Below are 17,206 nucleotides of genomic sequence, written 5' to 3'. Positions count from 1 at the left end.
ATTCCCCTGCCAGAGCAGCTTGCAGCACAAAGAATCAGAAAGGCCAAACAGGATAGGGACAGGCGACTGAACCACAGCCAGGACTATTACAGATGGCTGGAGTATACGGTCCTGATAACCAATGTAGGAGAAGAAACCTGGACAGCTGCCCAGGCCGATCAGGCATACCGGGTACGTTGGCAGATAGAGATTGTATTCAAGTCCTGGAAAAGTGGCTTCCACCTACAGCAGTTGCTACATAATGGCTGTACCAATGAAAAACGGATTAGCACGAATATATACCTCCTGTTGATGTTTATGCCTGTTTATGCAAAAAATATTTTTGCCAGTTGTCAGATATGCCAAAGGCTCCGTTAGCTTGATCAAATGTGTAAAGTTCTTTGTATTGAACATGAAAGAGGTAATCGCTACAGGTAGAAAGCAGTTCAGAGATATTATAGATAAGTACTGTAAATATGAAAAAAGAAACCACAGCATTAATTTAAGCCAACTATTTTCAGCTTAACTTGACGCTAATGCGAACATTCGGGACAGCATGACGATCGCCAAGAAATATGTGCTAAAACAAATACTAGTTTACTGATCGAACTGAGGTTACTAGGCAAATTTCTTCTCTTCAGTTTTAAGATAATTGTATCTGTAGTCCATTGGATTTTTTTTCGTAAGCGTTTTGAATTGATGATAGAAGTGAGAAATATTGTTGTAGCCACAGGCATAGCCTACCTCAGTCATATTAAATTCTTCTTCTAATAACAATCTGCATGCATTTCCAATTCTCACTTCCATTAAAAACTGGATATATGTTTTCTTTGTTTTGGATTTAAAGTACCTGCAAAAAGAGTGCTTTCCCATGTTAATTAATGCAGCCACATCTTCCAGCCCTACTTTTTTGTGGTAATTATTAAACGTGTATTCGAATATTGTGTTAATGCGGTTTTGATCAATGCTATTCACTTCAGGGTTAAAGCCATTGGATGATATAATTTCATATTCTTTCGAAGCAGCTATTATTTCCAAAGCGGACAATAAACTGATCAATTTACGGGCAGGCGATTCGTTAAGCATTTCTTCCGCTATTTTGCCAACCTTTCGTCTGGTTGCTCCTTTTAAACGCAAACCCAACTTACTTGTGTTCAGTAGTTTAACAATCGGACTAATTTCAGGAAGATTTAAAAATGCATCACCCCAGGTGTTGTTTTGAAAAAGAATCACGATGGTTTCTCCAACTTTTTCGGTATCGCTTTCCAGATATTTTTGTTCACACCGGAAAGTATGTGGCAGGTTTGATCCAAATAAAAATACATCACCATTTTTAAAAGGACCAACGTGGTCGCCTATCAGGCAGGTACCGTAGGTTCTTTTAACTACCAATAATTCGCATTCGGGATGATAGTGCCATGCACTTAATATCGCATGCCCTATATCCTTATGGATATTAAAGGAATGCTCCGGGTTTGGAGTAGCCTTTTTTAAAGTAGCCTTCATGTTTATAATTGGTTAACTATAGCATGAAATTATAAATTATGTACGATATAATGTATATCTATTACCTATTAATGCTAGTTATATTAACAACGCCAGGTTTTATGATTTGCGGATCAGATTGTTTTTATATCGAAAAAATTATGTAAGTAATTGATAGACAGACATGTTTTATATGTTTTATCATACAACAGCTCATGCCACAAAGAAATATCTATGTTAATATGTTACAATTTTTTGCTGTAATACTGAAATTGCTTTTCATTAAAGTTGTCTTTATTTGCTTGTGTAACATAACTGTTTCGAAACCAAATATAAAAAGAAAGTGATGCTGCTATTCTTCGCAGCTATTTTCTTCAAATAAACTATTCAGCCTGAGCATATTTGCCTTAGTTAAATAGAACAGGGATTGATTAACCAGCAAACCAATATAATCATTATGAGATAGATTTACTTAACATTCAACCACCATACGCAGTCGCTAAACGCTGCGTATGTTCCGAACTGACAGCACCGCCCCTTCTGCGGTTTATTACCAAAAAACAATTCTAACCAAACAACAATTATGAAAAAAAAATTACTTCCACCGGTATTTATTTGTACTGTGTTAACGGTATTCATGCTTTTCGAGTCCGCAAGCGCATCAGTTGGTGGGCTAACAACCGTAATTTTTAGCAAATCTTTAACAACCAAAAAGTTAAAATTAGCGCCGATAGGAATTACAGGTAAAGTTACCGATGAACAGGGTGTTGGTTTACCCGGCGTTAGCGTTGCTGAAAAGGGAACGCGGAATGCTACTATAACCAATTCATCTGGCAGTTATACGATAAGCGTGGCCAATACCAATGCGGTGTTGGTGTTCACATCCATTGGCTATAAGCCCGTAGAGATAACAGTAAGTGCAAAAACCGTTGTTAATGTTTCAATGCTGACGGTTACCAATGCTTTGAATGAGGTTATCGTAACTGCCCTCGGTATAAAGAGGGAAGCAAAAAGCCTGGGCTACTCGGCTCAAAAAGCCGACGTAGAGGCATTACAAACTAACCGCACAACTAACCTTGCCAATTCGCTTGAGGGCCAGATCGCCGGATTGGACGTCTCCCCTCCCGCCGCAGGGCCAGGTGGGAGTACGAAAATTCGCTTGCGTGGACAATCTTCTTTCACCGCAGACAATTCGCCACTAATCGTAATCAATGGCCTGCCAATGTCGCAGGGTGCAAGCAGTAGTAATGGTTACACACAAAATGTAGATCAGGGAGATAACCTGCAAGGCATCAATCAGGATGATATCGAATCGATGACTGTTCTGAAAGGATCTACCGCTGCAGCCTTATATGGTTCGCGTGCCGTTAATGGAGCAATCATTATTACGACAAAGTCGGGAGCTAAAAATAGTGGAATAGGTATTGAGTTCAATTCTAATTTTACTGTAAACCAGGCGCTGGATTATACAGATTTTCAATATGAATACGGGCAAGGTGAGAATAATATCCGTCCCTCATCAGTAGGTACTGCGCAGAGTTCTGGTGCCTGGAGTTTTGGTGTACCATTTGACAATGTGCCAACGTATCAGTTCGACGGCGTTCAGCGTCCGTATGCACCTGTTAAAGACCGGATAAAGACGTTCTTCAGACTTGCACCATCGTGGAGTAATACTGTTGCACTTTCTGGCGGTAATGACAAGGGAAGTTTCCGGGTGTCCCTTTCTAATCAGGATGCTCAGGGCATAATACCAAACAACGATTATCATAAAAAGATTTTTAACGTTGGTATTAATTATAAACTTACTGAAAAATTATCTGCACAATTTTACGTTAACTACGATCACCAGTTTAATAACAATCCGCCACTTATAGGCGTACAGGGAAATGCAATTCCTACCTCAATTTACAGGTTGGCTAACTCCATTTCTTTTGATGTACTCAAGGCAGGTGCAATAGATGCCAACGGAAATGAAACACCTACTTCGAGGTTTGCTACAATTACCAACCCATACTGGATATTAGAGAAGCAATTTCAAAGACAAACAAAAGATCATTTGTTAGGTACCGCTGTGGTACGCTACCAGTTCTTCGATTGGCTATATCTTCAGGGCAGGGCGAATATGGACCTTTTGCAAACTACCTATGAATCGAACACGCCGACTGGTACGCTGGCTGTATCTGCAGCACCAACAGGGTTATATAATGGTAGCTACGGGATAAGCACATCAAATACACGCCAGAATAATTTTGATTTCCTGCTGGGTGGCGGGCATAAGTGGAAAGACTTTTCATTTAATGCAACAGTGGGTGGTAATAACTTTCCTTTAATTACGTCTACATTTAACGAGGCGGTAACCAACTTTTACATCAGAGATTTATATACAATTGGAAACGGTGTTACGGCAAATTCGAGTTATAACCTGACTAAACAAACCGTAAATTCATTGTATGGTACTGCAGAATTTTCCTACAAAGATTTATTATACCTGAATGTTACCGGCCGTACAGACTGGTATTCGGTACTGGCCAGAGATATCGATCATTATTTCTACCCTTCAATTAGCGGAAGTTTCGTTTTTTCGGAATTACTTCCAAAAGCAAAATGGTTAAATTTTGGAAAGCTTAGAGTTGCTGTTGCAGAAACCGGAAGCGCCCAGGGAGTTGGTGCCTACAATGCATTAACATTTTTGCTAGCTCAGAATTCATTCAATGGGCTTCCCTTAGGCAGTATAAACGGAACAGCTTCACCAAATACCCAGATTAAGCCTTTTGGCGTAAATGAAAAAGAAATTGGTATTGAGTTACGCATGTTCAACAACAGAGTGAATCTGGACGTAGCTGCTTACGATAAAAAAACAACTAATCAAGCCGTTCCGATAAGCCTGTCTGCAGCAACCGGATATGCCACCACGCTGGTTAACTTAGGTGGTTTAAACAATAAAGGATTAGAATTTAACCTGGAATTAGTACCTATCCAGAACAAAAACTTTACCTGGAAAACGGCTTTTAATTCTGCTTTCAACTCTTCAAAAGTATTATCATTAGCAAACAACCAATCGCAATTAGTAGTCGGTAGTCCTGAATTTTTTGGGTCTATTGTTCATGTGGTAGGTTTACCACTTAACCAGATTGTAGGCTCCACTTACAAGCGCGATGCTTCCGGAAATATCGTATTATCGGGAGGCAAGCCCGTAGCCAGTGATAAACCGGTAAATTTTGGTAGTGGCCTTCCTAAAGCAACAGGGGGCTGGCTAAATACGTTGAATTACAAAGGCTTCACCTTTATTGCCCATATTGATTATAAAGCGGGTGGTAAAGTACTCTCAAGCACAAGTTTAAACTTATTAAGAGAAGGTTTATCAAAAGAGTCCTTACCTGGCCGTGAAGGTGGCGTAATTTTTCCTGGCGTAAACGCTACTGACGGATTACCAAATACCACCGCTGTAAACGCAGAGGATTTTTACGCAAATTATCGTTCAACGAATATCTTGGATCCATTTATTTACAGCTCGAGCTTTGTTAAATTAAGAAGCCTTTCGTTGGGATACGACTTGTCTAAATTTATCAATAAAAAATATGTGAAAAGCTTAGTGCTATCGGCCGTATGTCGTAATGTATTGATCATCAAAAAATATACGCCCAACATTGATCCCGAAGCAATAGCCTCAAGCGGAGATAACCTAACCGGTTATGAGCAGGCATCACTGCCAACAACACGCACTTACGGATTTAACTTAAACGTAAAATTCTAATTCTATAAACAATATATGAAAAATTTAATCAGAATTATAGCCATCGCAATCTGGATTCCAGTAATTTCCAGTTGCAATAAAGGGTTTGATAAATTGAATATTAATCCAAATAATCCAACAGAACTTGATGCGGCGTTCTTGTTTACGAGTGCACAATTTGGAACGCATGGAGCCACGATGGAAACCGAGCCAACCATTGTGCAGCAATTTGTAAATCCGTTTTCGGGAATCACCTCGGCGTTTAATTTTAACCAGCTGAATCAAACTTATACTTCGTCAAAATGGAATGCTGAGTATACGGGAACAAATACTGGCGCAACAAGTTCTTCAGGCCCTGTTCAATTACTTGTGCAGATATTAAGCCAGCTAAAAGGCAATGCAGCAAGAACAAATTTATATAACGAAGCCAGAATCTGGAAAGCTTATCAATTTATGATGCTGGTAGACACTTACGGAAACGTACCCTATAGTGAAGCCGGACAAGCCTATTTATCAAATGTGCTTACCCCTAAATATGATAATCAGGCAGCGATTTACACCGACCTGATTAAAGAAGTTACTGAGGCAACGGCAGCTTTAGATCCGGCAAAGGATATCGTAAAGGCTGATGTGTTTTACGGTGGCAATATTGCCCAGTGGAAAAGATTGGGTTATTCCTTATTACTTCGATTGGGCATGAGGTATAGTAAAATAGATCCGGGCAAAGCGCAGGCTATTGTGCAAGCGGCAGTAGCGGGTGGTGTAATGACATCAAATGCCGACAACTGTTATCTGAAATACAATACCACTTACGTTAATCCCGTGAGCCAGACGATTACTGCGATAGCGAATACTTATTATTTAGCGGCTCCCTTTGTAGATCAACTCAAAAATAGTGGCGATCCGCGATTGAAGTTTATATCCGGCAAATACGCAAACCCTTTAGCGGCACCTACAAGCGTACCAGATACCATATCCGCAAATCAGTTCGGACTTCCTATAGGCTATAGCAGTGCTACTTTATCAACTGCTCCTGGATTTAGAGGTGCTAACGGCTCGGGTTTTAATTATTCGCAGGTTAATTATAGTATTTTCGGTAGTTTAACCGCTCCGCAATTTTTTATCACTCACGCTCAAACGCAACTACTGCTGGCAGAGGCCGCTTTTAGAGGCTGGATACCGGGTGGTAGTACACCTGATGTTTATTATGCTAATGGCATTCGTGCGGCAATGGACCAATGGACAACCTATAATGCGGCAGCCATTATTCCTTTAGCTACGCAAAATGCATTTATTAATAATCCCGTTAATGCTTATAATGCGGCAAATGCACTAAACCTCATTAATACGCAATATTGGGTGGCTTCCTGGGGCAATGGTACCGAGGCATTTGCTAACTTCAGGAGGAGCGGTTTTCCAGCCTTATCGCCCAATACCATCGCAGGACAAAATATAACCGGTGGTTTTGTCCGCCGCTTTGTTTATCCAACGCTTGAGCTTTCTGCAAATGCAACGAATTACCAGGCAGCGGTTGCAGACAATGGTGGGCCAGATAATATGGACACACGCGTTTTTTGGGATAAATAGAAAAAATGCCGGACACAGTTATGGGTAACATTCTTATTAATTTTATCCATATCCTGTATGCTCTACTAATTATTTTGTAATTTACTTTCAGTATAAATCTAACCTAAATTAAATGTTAAACCGTAGAAATTTCCTCAACTACGCTGCAACTGCAGTAGGAACCACTGCCCTGCTTTCTGCCTTAGACAATCCTGCCTATGCCCTTTTCAGTAAGACTTTTGGCGCAAACGACCAAATCAATATTGGTGTAATCGGAATCAAAGGCATGGGATGGTCCGACCTCAAAGCGGCCCTCAAAGTACCGGGCGTAAACCTGATCGCCCTGTGCGACAGTGATGCCAATGTGCTTGATGAAAGGATGGCCGAATTAAAGTCGATGAATGTTGACGCCGCAAAAGTAAAAAGATATAAAGATTATCGTGCGCTGCTCGATAATAAAGATGTCGACGCCGTAATTATCGGCACACCCGATCACTGGCATGCCCTGATGATGATCCATGCAGTACAGGCAGGTAAAGATGTATATGTAGAAAAGCCGGTTGGCAACTCTATTGTCGAATGCAGTACCATGGTTAAAGCACAGGAAAAATACAATAAGGTGGTGCAGGCAGGTCAATGGCAGCGCAGTCAGCAACATTTTAAAGATGCTGTCGATTTCGTAAAGAGCGGCCAGCTGGGAAATATCAGAACGGTAAAAGTATGGTGTTACCAGGGCTGGATGAAACCTGCTCCCATAGTGCCTGATACCTTACCTCCTGCAGGCGTTGATTATGCCATGTGGCTTGGGCCGGCGAATAAAAGAGCATTCAATGCCAGCAGATATCACTTCAATTTCCGCTGGTTCTGGGATTATGCCGGTGGGTTAATGACCGACTGGGGCGTGCATTTATTGGATTATGGCTTGCTGGGCATGAATTCGCCTGTACCAAAAACCATATCAGCATTGGGTGGCCGCTTCGCCTATCCCGATCTGTATGAAGAAACGCCTGATACGCTGACTACTTTATATGAGTTTGACAAGTTCAATATGGTATGGGATTCTGCCATGGGCATTGATAACGGCTCTTATAACCGCAACCATGGCATTGCCTATATCGGCAACAACGGCACGCTGATCCTCAACAGGCAAGGCTGGGAAGTTATTGAAGAAAAGGTAAGCGGCAATAAAGTGAGCAAGCCCTTTGTTAAATCTTCAGATAATGGACTGGACAATCATATGGTCAATTTCTTTAGTGTGGTCAGGTCCAGAAAAAAAGAAGAACTGAACTGCTCCATACAAGATGCCGCGCATGTAGCTACCGTTGCCCAAATGGGAAATCTTGCCTTCAGAAGCGGACAAAAATTATCATGGGACAATGCCAAACATCAGTTTACAGACCAGCAGGTAAACGATAAATACCTATTGGCCCAGTACCACAACGGTTACAGCTTACCCAAAGTTTAACGTTATAGTTTAAACAGATCAGGAGGTATTTCCCTCCGGGATCACATCAAAAGACTATCAAAATGTATCAAACCCTGCAATCGCACGATTAGCAGGGTTTTTGCTTTTAGGGAATTGCCAAAAATTGGTGAGTATAAACAGTGGTTATTTTCATAATTCTTTGTACACAATCCTCACCTGATTTACCTCATCTTCTTTTTTGAATATCCTCAATTTCGATTTGTATGAGATTTCCAAAGTCTCCTCACCTAACCACTTGAAATTTATTGCATTTGAATCTAGCTTTACAGCGTTGTGGTCAGAATCTACGATAAAAACATTGCCTGATTCGGTCTCGGTCAATTCGAAGCCTGGATTTTCCACAAATACATGTAATGAATTGTCTGTAGTTGCATTTCCACTGTTTATAAATACCATAGCCTTTTTTGTTTTTTTATGATTATAAACATTCTTTAAAAGTGTTGAAGGACTATCCTCGAACAATGGAAAGCAAGAAGCTAGGAAAACCACCAGAATCAGAATGGTTACCCTTTTCGTTATTCTGAATAACATAAAATATGGATTTGTGCAATATAGTTGGCTTAAATATAGATCTGAGTTATACGGTTTATAGATTGCCTAATTTTTTAAAATCGTCTTAACATATTTTCTGACATCCTGCTCTTCGGGACTAAAAAAACTAATCCCGCTTGTATGGGCATCATCTGAAATCATAAAGGTATAACCGATGCGCCGCCTGTTTCCAGACTTCCTCGTATGTTTGGATTCTATAAAGCTAAAACTTCCAATGCTGTGCAACCTCGAGCCGACAAAATAAGTGGAATCATTTACGTCAGCTCGTGAGCTTGATTTTTTTCGTTCATCATCAATTTGAATGTACATCATAATAGTATCTATCTTTACATACGAAACCTTTTCTGTGAAGAGAATAAACTTATATGGATTTATCGTATCAATCAGCATTTTAACATTTTTCTTCCTCTGGATTAAGCCTAATAATTCATCTTTAAACCCTTGATCTTCTTTATGGTTTAGTATTCTATTGAGCCTTTCTTTATTCACTGGACTGTATGTACCAGGAAGTTTGATGCTTGCTCCTAGCGTCTCCAAATTATATTCCTGAAAATTATCTTTTTCTACGCAACTCTGAAAAAAATAAGAATAGTATTGAAATGAGTAGGTATTGGTAATATTTCATCTTTAAAAAATTTCAATTACCCAAAAAACGAAGTCCCACAAAAAGCCCGTATATGAGCAACAAGATAGCCAGCGGAATCCATACATTTCTAGCCCTAAAGTCCAAATCTCCAAAATGATGTTTCCAGAAAAAAATCGAGAGTACGAGACCACCCATCATGTTCGGTAGAAGAAATGTGAGAACGAAATTGTCAGTATATCTATGTGCTAATTTAAAAAGAACAATATTCCAGATTACACAGAACCCTACCACAGGTGCTATTTGCTTTCGATTATCTATTTCCGAAAGATTTTGGGAATAAATGATGCCGCCAAAGATAGTTGAAAGTAAAATTGAAAAAATTAAGATTGTTGCCTGATTATAAAGTTTCGGTCTTTCTTCATAGGTGTCTTCAGTCATAATGAGAGCATTAATAGTTGAGATTAAAATGTCTGTGCAACTTACAAAATTTTCCGACTGTCCAAAAATGTTATCTTATTAGGCAGTTTCTACTAACTTGAGTTGATACTCCCATTCTCTGATTAAATCCGAATGATTCTCTAGTTCTTCATTTGTCAAATTTGCATCGGCTTCACTCAGCTTGAAATCTATTGTATGAGTCATATAGGTGCTGATATTAAAAATATGACTCTTATCTTTATCTGATAGATACTCAAGCAACTCGCAAACCACACAAGAAGTGTTAAGGGCATAGCTGCTATCAAAATCTCCAAAGTCATCCATATCTGGGATATTTGGATCTAGTTTATCGAGATAAAATTTAATATCTGAATGATTTACCATAGTTCCTTTACCGACACGACAAAATTCTATACACTCCTTAAGTAAATTAGCATCACCCCAGTTATGATTTTCCGAAAACGATGTATATTCTGGTTGTAGTCGCTCACAAATATCTAAAGCAAAATCTATAAGCACAGTTGGACTGGATCCAGTCACCTTATGTTCAAGCAGTTTAATAAATTCAAGTTGTGTCATAATTTGCCTTAATCAAAATTGTATCTAAACGTACTATATTTTCCTTTGTGCACATAGAGTTTATAATCGTCCCTAAATTTATTCTTGAGTAAAGATTTTATCACTTCGTCTTTATGGCTATAGTACCTTTTATTTAGAAAACCAACAGTTCTTATATTTGGATGGTCGAGGATTGGCTGGAGATTTCCATCTAAAATATTGGTATTAACGAAACGGAAATCGATAAGTTCTGGGAAGTTTTTTAAAAATTGAAGATTATCGACTGGTGCGCAAGCGTTCAGACACAAGACTTTGATTTTTTTTAGTGAAAGTAGCTCTTTGGTAAAATGGAACTTTTTACTTTGGTTAATATGTAAAAATTCCAAGCTTTCTTTTATTGCACCTAAACCGATATCATTTTCAAGCTTTGTGCAATAGTGCAGCTCCAGTCTTTTTAAATTTCCATACTTTTCGATCCCAATAAGGTTTTTGACGTTAGCAGAATTTAGTTCAAGGTATAACAGCTTGTCTGATTCTGAAAGATTTCCAAAAGAATTCAGCTTTTCTTTTAGATGCCATATTATCGCATATTTACAATTTGCCAAATCGCCATTCTCTGTTCCCTTCAATGCTTCTTTAAAATCTTTTCTGAATATGTTGCTCTGGTTAAATGCTGAAAACTGAACGAAGTTCACATCCTAGCGATATCACAGAAATCCTCCAACGAAAGTTGGAGGATTTTTTTGTTAAAAGGATTTTACTATGCTAAAATCCCGAACAGCCGTTTATTACCCCTTTTCCCAGGCTGCTCCGACACAGCTATACACCAACAATACCTTTAGATAACTTTCTATTTACCTCTTATTGAGCTATTGTTAACCCATTGATCTAAAGCGAGGCAAATCTTTGACCTACCTAATCTACAACAGGGCTTACAACTCAACCGAAGCAATGTGCAAGTAAGTACCACACAAGCCTGGCCGGAAGGTGGCCTAAACGTGGGGTAAACGTGGCGTAAAGGTGGATTTTGGAATATTTTTTTTGGGAGATTTTTAATCGGATGGATTGATTTGGGTTATCATCCCTTTTTGGTTATCCTAATATAGTAAAATTATGATTGTCTGGAATGGAATGATCAAAATTAAGAGGCAAATAGTATCTTGTTTTTTAATAAACGCGGAACGTTATCTCTTGCTTGCGCAAAATACTTTGCATGAAGTGCGGAAATCGCTCATGCAAAGCAAAATATAGTTTTACTTATTTTTTTACGCGCTTGAAATTATGCCCAGGCTTTTCTTAAAAAACGTAACCAGTTGCCATGCATCAGGTTCTCCACATCAGTATCGGTATAGCCTCTTTTCTTAAATAAAGCTGGTATTTTTTGTAGGTCTGCAATGGTTTCCAGGTCGTAAGGGCATTGTTCTTTTCCAAAAGCACCATCTAAATCAGAGCCGATTCCGACATGATTGGTGTTTCCGGCCAGCTGGCAAATATGGTCAATATGATCGATCATCACCTCTAGGTTACAGTTCATTGTTTCTGGTTTGGAGATCCCCCTCTCCCAGCCCGGAACCATCATCCAGGCATCCAGCGCGCCACCAATTACGGCGTCTCTTTTGATCAGTTCTTTTATCTGCTCATCACTGTACTGGCGGTTATGGTTCACTAGGCTCCGGCAGTTATTATGCGATGCCCAGACAGGGCCACCGAAGCGGCTCAATGCATCCCAAAAACTGTCATCACAAAGGTGTGTGGCATCGAGAATCACCTTTAGCCGCTCCATTTCTTTCAATAACTCGCGACCAATTGCAGTCATTTTGCCTGTTGCATTGGTACCCTGCGCATAACGTCCGGGTCCGTAATGCGCTGGACCAACGGCCCTCAGGCCATTTTGCCAGGCTTTTTCTAAATGGCCAATCGTTACAAGAGAATCAGCCCCTTCCAAACTCAAAATATAACCCACAGGCTTTTTATCGTTAACACGTCCATCATTCCACAATTCGAGGTGTTGCTCAAGGCTTTCCAGATTGTTCACCTGGAGCATTTCACCGGCATCTTCCATCGCTTTATACCAGGCCAGCTGACCCTGTGTTTGCGCCCAGGCTTGTTCAGGCGAATGCCAGCCCGATAAGTGATTATCAGGCGCAACATAACGGGCAATCTGCGTGGCCACAACCAAACCGACATTACCCTTACGCAGTTCAGGGAGTGAAACTGTTCCATGACTGCGATCGGGCTTATCTGTTAATCCGGCTTCCCTTTTATTGATATCGGCGATATTTTTGGTCAGATCGCGATTCCACTCCAGGGCATTCATACTTAAATCTAAATGGGCATCTATGATAAACATGGCTATGATTAAATGGTGATTTTTCTTTTCCTGGAGATGATATTCCAGTATTTTAGTGATTGATCAGAGGCCAAACAAAGCGCTTTTTCATGCAGGGCAACTGTCGGGCAAATGTGATAGGGCAAGCCATACAGCATGTCGCCCACCTTATAATTGACAGGATTTTCTGCTTTTAAAACCAAATGTTCTTCGCTCTGACTTTGAACTTCGAGCTGCGGCGCATTCAGGAAGAATACCCGGTTTTTCAACTCTTTTTCAGCCGCAACGGCTTTATGCCCTAAATCTGTACAGATTAAATCTTCTGTAGGTTTAGATACGATGCGGCTGATCACGAGCGCAGCCGTATTAAATTGCTGTTCGGCGAAAGCGTCCTGGTAGCCTTTGTCCCATAAAATGAAAGTGCCGGGGCTACAATCAAAATCTGTATGCCTGGCATATACCGGAAATGTTGGTGTTCCACCGGCGATAACCGCTAAATCCTCAATTCCTAAAGCTGCTAAAGTTTCTTTTAAATGATGAAGCTGAGCAATAATAGGTGCTGCTTTTTCGTAGCGAATAGCAATAGATGAATCATGAATGTGGCCATCATAAGCATGTAAGCCTTTTACATTGATGTGAGGAAGGCTAAGTAATGCTGCAACCAAACCGTGAGCCAGTTCAGGCAGAACTCCTGTCCTGTTCATGCCGACGTTTAAATCGATATACACCTTAACCACTTTATTTTCCGAAACCGCCATATCAGAGATTGAGCTAGCGGTTTCAATATTATCAAGCAAACAGCTGAAACTGGTGCCTGAATATTGATCTATGAGTTTAAAAAAACGATTAATGTTTTCGCCAACCGGCTGGTAGGCCAATAAAACATCCTTTGCTTTAGCTAAGCCAAGCATTTCAGCTTCGGCGATGGTTGCGCATTTAAATTTATGAATACCGGCATCGATTAGCATATTGGTAATTTCCAAACATTTATGCGTTTTAACGTGCGGCCGAAGTCTGCCGACATCATTGACCATGCCTTTCAGTATACCAATGTTTTCACGGATTCTTGTTTCGTAAAAAACAAGCGCAGGTGTTTCCAGCGTCTCCTCATTCGGGATTAAGTACCAGTCTTGCTGTTGCATCATTAAAAAAGTTCGAACAAGGCTTCAATTTCTACAGGAATATTATCTGGCAAAGAGCCAAAACCAACAGCGCTTCTTACACCAATGCCATTTTCCTCACCCCAAACTTTTGCAAAAAGCTCACTGCAACCGTTAATAATATAGGGATGTTTTTCAAACTCAGGTGTACAATTTACCATGCCTAAAACCTTAATTACCCGTTTAACTTTGTTTAAACTACCGATATTTGTTTTGATGGTTGAAAGCATCGTTAAGCCTACTTGCAAAGCAGCAGTCCTACCTTCTTCCTGAGATAAATCAGAACCGATCCGTCCAATGATTAATGATTTATCATCCTGAACCGGACCATGGCCGCTTAGGTAAAGGTATTTTCCATCAACTAAACAAGGTTTGTAAACGCCAAGTGGTGCGGGTGCGGGCGGTAAATTAAGTTTCAGTTGTTCAAAGCGTTCGTCGGGGGTTAAATTTTCCATATGATGTATTTGTTATTTTTAAGCGATGATTATTTTAAGCAAAAGTACACCCAAAAGGCCTGCAATGCCAACAATAGATTCCATTAAAGCCCAGGATTTGAATGTATCTTTCAAAGTTAAACCGAAATATTCTTTAAACATCCAGAATCCGGCATCGTTAACATGAGAAAACATTAAGCTCCCGGCACCAACCGCTAAAACCATCAGGTTGGGATTGGTATGCGTATGCTCCATTAAAGGGACAATAATACCAGCCGTGGTTAAACCGGCAACTGTTGCCGAACCCACACAAAACCTGATGATTGCAGCAATCATCCAGGCGAGAAACAATGGCTCAGCTTCAACATGCTGCAAATAAGCGGCAATTTGATTACTTACACCGCTCTCTGTTAAAACCTGCTTTAAAGCTCCGGAGCCTGCAATGATCAAAAGAATTAAGGCGATATCTTTAATGGCATCAGCATAAATATGCATGATCTCCGTGATTTTTTTTCCCTGTGTGATGCCCAATAACCAGGTGGCAACAATCAATACAATGAGCATCACAACAGATGGATTTCCGGCAAATAAAATATAAGGCAGGATAATGGAATCGGGCCTTAAAAGCATGGGAACGAAGGAGGCAACTGCCAGTAATAACACAGGAAGTAAAGCCGTAAAAAAGCTTTTAAATCCACCCGGGAGTTGTTCGTCTGTTAATTCTTTTGGGCTGAAAGAAGCCAATGGATTTGCAGGGATTGCTTTGAGCGTACGGGCGAAAATGGGGCCGCCTAGTATGATTGCAGGAATTGCAACAGCTAGGCCATAAAATAGTGTCAAACCCATATCGGCCTGGAATTGAATCACTAATGCCGCTGGAGAAGGATGCGGCGGCAAGAATCCATGTGTTACGGATAAGGCGGCTAACATGGGCAAACCGATATACAACGCAGGCAATTTATAACGGTAAACTACGGAGAATATCAAAGGAACCATCAGCACGAAGCCTATACCGTAATACAAAGGAATGCCAATTAAAAAGCCGGTTAAAACCATAGCCCATTGAATGTATTTTTTACCGAAAATGCTCATGCTCACTTGAGCGATCTTTTGCGCTGCACCACTTTCGGCCACCAGTTTACCAAGCATTGCCCCTGCCGTAATGATAATGGCTAAGGAACCTAAAACATCGCCCATGCCTTTTTCAATACTCGATGGGATTTTTGAAGGTGGTAGACCTAAAGCCAGGCCTGTAAGAAAAGATACCGCTAAAAAGGCTAAAAAAGCATTGATCTTAAATACGGAAATCAGTACAATTAATAATGCAATGCAAATAAAAACAATTAGTATAGTCATTTAATTTACGATAATTTCATCAACCATTAACCAGGCTTTTGTGCCTGCACCATAAAAACCGTCAGGGATAATCCCAATATTGGCGGCCTTAATCCGGATGTATCTCCCGCTTACCGGATTAATTTGATGCAACACTTTATTGATTCCTTCAAACGAAAATTTTGTTTGTTTTGCCACTTCTTTGAAATTAACTTGATCTGCCGAAATCTCGATAATAATTTCTTTTGGAGGATGCATTTTTTGCCATTGATAGTTAACACGTTTAAACCAATTTCACTAATCTGGTTTGCCAAAACAACTATTTTTCAGAAAAGATATAATCGATGGGTAAACTATCTGCTACATTTCTCCATCCCCAATAGCCAGAAAAATAAACCGATTGTGGATCGACCAAAACACCATTTGAAGAGAACACACATTTATCAACAAGTAACTTAATTTGTGATAGCTGCGAATTAGTAAATTGAAGATTTTTTTTTATTTCTGGACTAAGCGTACTTACATATCCTGGTTCTTCATCGCGCTTTGTATAAACCACATACATAATGTCTTTACTCGTTATAGATTTGAGCTCATTTTCAGACTTATGCAGCAATGTATCTACCAAGACCGTTTTGGTGATTAGCGTTGGTAGATACATTGGTTTACTTTTTAATTTTAACCAATAGCTCAATGAATCATTTTCATTAACATTAATTAAACCTGTTTTTTTTTGTTGCTTTAACAGTAATCTGGTTATGTTGGCTTTCACTACACTATCAGATGGCCTTTTGGAGTTGGTCTGATTTACAAGTTTCAAAATCAAAAAACCTTCGCTATCTATATTCTTCTTATACAATGCGCTGAAGAAATGCATGGGTGAGCCTTGGTAAGCACTACGCCTATTTTGAGCCCAACGTTGCCGAGCCTTATCCGATCCTTTTAAATCTTCAAAATAAACCGAACCTTTGTAAGATACTTTACCGGCCCCCTCTTCATATTCAAAAGATTCCAGTAGATAATTTAGTTTATAGCCCAGTGCATCATTTTCGATAATTAAAAAATCAGAAGCATAAACCTTTAAATTGTTATCTTTTTGATTTCGAACAAAATCCAGAACAGCAGGGTTTTTTATCTTACAAAACTTCGCATTGGGAGAAGTTCCAATAAACAAACTTATAAAACGCTCTAAATCTTTGTTTCTATATGGATTGGCCTTAATAGTCACATCTGCCAGCGCGATGCTTTTCTCTTGTAATTTAACATTAACAATTAAATCTACATCTTTCACAAAAACCTTCTTAGTTAATGTTTTATAGCCGATCGACTTAATTATGACATCATACTCACCAGCATTTAGTCTTAACAAAAACTGCCCATTATTATCGGTTACAGTTGCATTTTTACTTCCGCTTACATATATCGAGGCTCCTGGCAAGGGGCTGCCATTCAGTTCGCTTACCTTTCCGCTTAGGTTAAAAGTTTGTTGCGCATAAGAACATAAGTTTGCAACTGTTAATACTATAAGTACAAATACAGGTTTAAATAATTTCGATGGCATCTGA

15 protein-coding genes and 1 pseudogene are annotated in these 17,206 nt (G+C 39.7%); 4 read left to right on the top strand and 12 right to left on the bottom strand.

Features of this window, described 5'->3' with window-relative positions; all coding sequences use genetic code 11:
• Window positions 1-357: transposase (locus tag EYS08_RS10255; protein ID WP_165456419.1), on the top strand; the 357-nt coding region annotated here is incomplete at its 5' end.
• 240 nt (window positions 358-597) lie between these two features.
• Here EYS08_RS10255 and EYS08_RS10250 read toward each other — a convergent pair.
• Window positions 598-1,485: an AraC family transcriptional regulator gene (locus EYS08_RS10250; RefSeq protein ID WP_131029941.1), complete on the bottom strand. Its 888-nt coding sequence runs from the start codon at window positions 1,483-1,485 to the stop codon at window positions 598-600.
• A gap of 562 nt (window positions 1,486-2,047) precedes the next feature.
• Between EYS08_RS10250 and EYS08_RS10245 the strand changes: the two genes are divergently transcribed.
• The 3 genes from EYS08_RS10245 to EYS08_RS10235 all read left to right on the top strand — a co-directional run bounded on the left by EYS08_RS10245 (window position 2,048) and on the right by EYS08_RS10235 (window position 8,228).
• Complete coding sequence (locus EYS08_RS10245) at window positions 2,048-5,218, top strand: SusC/RagA family TonB-linked outer membrane protein (RefSeq protein WP_131029940.1); 3,171 nt, start codon at window positions 2,048-2,050, stop codon at window positions 5,216-5,218.
• A gap of 15 nt (window positions 5,219-5,233) precedes the next feature.
• A complete protein-coding gene (locus tag EYS08_RS10240) occupies window positions 5,234-6,784 on the top strand; it encodes a SusD/RagB family nutrient-binding outer membrane lipoprotein (RefSeq protein ID WP_131029939.1) in 1,551 nt (516 codons plus the stop codon).
• A gap of 112 nt (window positions 6,785-6,896) precedes the next feature.
• On the top strand, window positions 6,897-8,228 hold the full coding sequence (locus tag EYS08_RS10235; protein WP_131029938.1) for a Gfo/Idh/MocA family protein: 1,332 nt from the start codon (window positions 6,897-6,899) through the stop codon (window positions 8,226-8,228).
• Window positions 8,229-8,378: 150 nt separating this feature from the next.
• Here the strand turns inward: EYS08_RS10235 and EYS08_RS10230 are convergent, their stop codons facing one another.
• The 11 genes and pseudogenes from EYS08_RS10230 to EYS08_RS10180 form a co-directional block, all read right to left on the bottom strand.
• A complete protein-coding gene (locus EYS08_RS10230; protein WP_131029937.1) occupies window positions 8,379-8,780 on the bottom strand; it encodes a hypothetical protein in 402 nt (133 codons plus the stop codon).
• A 66-nt stretch (window positions 8,781-8,846) separates the two neighbouring features.
• A complete protein-coding gene (locus EYS08_RS10225; RefSeq protein ID WP_131029936.1) occupies window positions 8,847-9,338 on the bottom strand; it encodes a hypothetical protein in 492 nt (163 codons plus the stop codon).
• 100 nt (window positions 9,339-9,438) lie between these two features.
• Window positions 9,439-9,825 carry a hypothetical protein gene (locus EYS08_RS10220; RefSeq protein WP_131029935.1) on the bottom strand — a complete coding sequence of 129 codons (387 nt, stop codon included), beginning with the start codon at window positions 9,823-9,825 and terminating at the stop codon, window positions 9,439-9,441.
• 78 nt (window positions 9,826-9,903) lie between these two features.
• The gene (locus tag EYS08_RS10215) at window positions 9,904-10,404 is read right to left on the bottom strand and encodes a DUF416 family protein (protein ID WP_131029934.1); all 501 of its coding nucleotides are present in this window, start codon (window positions 10,402-10,404) and stop codon (window positions 9,904-9,906) included.
• Between the two features lie 8 nt (window positions 10,405-10,412).
• Window positions 10,413-11,012 carry a hypothetical protein gene (locus EYS08_RS10210; RefSeq protein WP_244215923.1) on the bottom strand — a complete coding sequence of 200 codons (600 nt, stop codon included), beginning with the start codon at window positions 11,010-11,012 and terminating at the stop codon, window positions 10,413-10,415.
• Between the two features lie 650 nt (window positions 11,013-11,662).
• Window positions 11,663-12,733 (bottom strand): dipeptidase, encoded by a 1,071-nt coding sequence (locus EYS08_RS10205; RefSeq protein WP_131029932.1) that lies wholly within the window; start codon window positions 12,731-12,733, stop codon window positions 11,663-11,665.
• Between the two features lie 8 nt (window positions 12,734-12,741).
• Entirely contained in the window at window positions 12,742-13,857 is a 1,116-nt protein-coding gene (locus EYS08_RS10200) for a D-TA family PLP-dependent enzyme (protein WP_208745836.1), read from the bottom strand.
• A complete protein-coding gene (locus EYS08_RS10195; protein ID WP_131029931.1) occupies window positions 13,857-14,327 on the bottom strand; it encodes a RidA family protein in 471 nt (156 codons plus the stop codon). Before EYS08_RS10195 ends, EYS08_RS10200 begins: the two co-directional genes overlap by 1 nt.
• A gap of 18 nt (window positions 14,328-14,345) precedes the next feature.
• Window positions 14,346-15,662, bottom strand: a complete 1,317-nt coding sequence (locus EYS08_RS10190; protein ID WP_131029930.1) for a gluconate:H+ symporter — start codon at window positions 15,660-15,662, stop codon at window positions 14,346-14,348.
• Window positions 15,663-15,917, bottom strand: a pseudogene (locus EYS08_RS10185) (beta-hexosaminidase); the annotation flags it as partial.
• Window positions 15,918-15,960: 43 nt separating this feature from the next.
• Window positions 15,961-17,202, bottom strand: coding sequence for a carboxypeptidase-like regulatory domain-containing protein (locus EYS08_RS10180; protein ID WP_131029928.1), 1,242 nt, complete (start codon window positions 17,200-17,202; stop codon window positions 15,961-15,963).
• Window positions 17,203-17,206 lie beyond the last annotated feature (4 nt).

Origin of the sequence: Pedobacter kyonggii (genome assembly GCF_004310665.1) — a bacterium.
In the GTDB taxonomy this organism is placed as follows: Bacteria; Bacteroidota; Bacteroidia; order Sphingobacteriales; family Sphingobacteriaceae; genus Pedobacter; species Pedobacter kyonggii.
The sequence above is the reverse complement of the archived record's forward strand: the minus strand, read 5'-3'. Positions and strand labels throughout refer to the sequence as shown.

Excerpts from the sequence above, each read along its gene's own strand:
- EYS08_RS10200 (WP_208745836.1), bottom strand. The coding sequence starts at position 13,857 with ATGATGCAACAGCAAGACTGGTACTTAATCCCGAATGAGGAGACGCTG.
- EYS08_RS10235 (WP_131029938.1), top strand. The coding sequence starts at position 6,897 with ATGTTAAACCGTAGAAATTTCCTCAACTACGCTGCAACTGCAGTAGGA.
- EYS08_RS10250 (WP_131029941.1), bottom strand. The coding sequence starts at position 1,485 with ATGAAGGCTACTTTAAAAAAGGCTACTCCAAACCCGGAGCATTCCTTT.
- EYS08_RS10215 (WP_131029934.1), bottom strand. The coding sequence starts at position 10,404 with ATGACACAACTTGAATTTATTAAACTGCTTGAACATAAGGTGACTGGA.
- EYS08_RS10230 (WP_131029937.1), bottom strand. The coding sequence starts at position 8,780 with ATGTTATTCAGAATAACGAAAAGGGTAACCATTCTGATTCTGGTGGTT.
- EYS08_RS10195 (WP_131029931.1), bottom strand. The coding sequence starts at position 14,327 with ATGGAAAATTTAACCCCCGACGAACGCTTTGAACAACTGAAACTTAAT.
- EYS08_RS10220 (WP_131029935.1), bottom strand. The coding sequence starts at position 9,825 with ATGACTGAAGACACCTATGAAGAAAGACCGAAACTTTATAATCAGGCA.
- EYS08_RS10245 (WP_131029940.1), top strand. The coding sequence starts at position 2,048 with ATGAAAAAAAAATTACTTCCACCGGTATTTATTTGTACTGTGTTAACG.
- EYS08_RS10180 (WP_131029928.1), bottom strand. The coding sequence starts at position 17,202 with ATGCCATCGAAATTATTTAAACCTGTATTTGTACTTATAGTATTAACA.
- EYS08_RS10205 (WP_131029932.1), bottom strand. The coding sequence starts at position 12,733 with ATGTTTATCATAGATGCCCATTTAGATTTAAGTATGAATGCCCTGGAG.
- EYS08_RS10190 (WP_131029930.1), bottom strand. The coding sequence starts at position 15,662 with ATGACTATACTAATTGTTTTTATTTGCATTGCATTATTAATTGTACTG.
- EYS08_RS10240 (WP_131029939.1), top strand. The coding sequence starts at position 5,234 with ATGAAAAATTTAATCAGAATTATAGCCATCGCAATCTGGATTCCAGTA.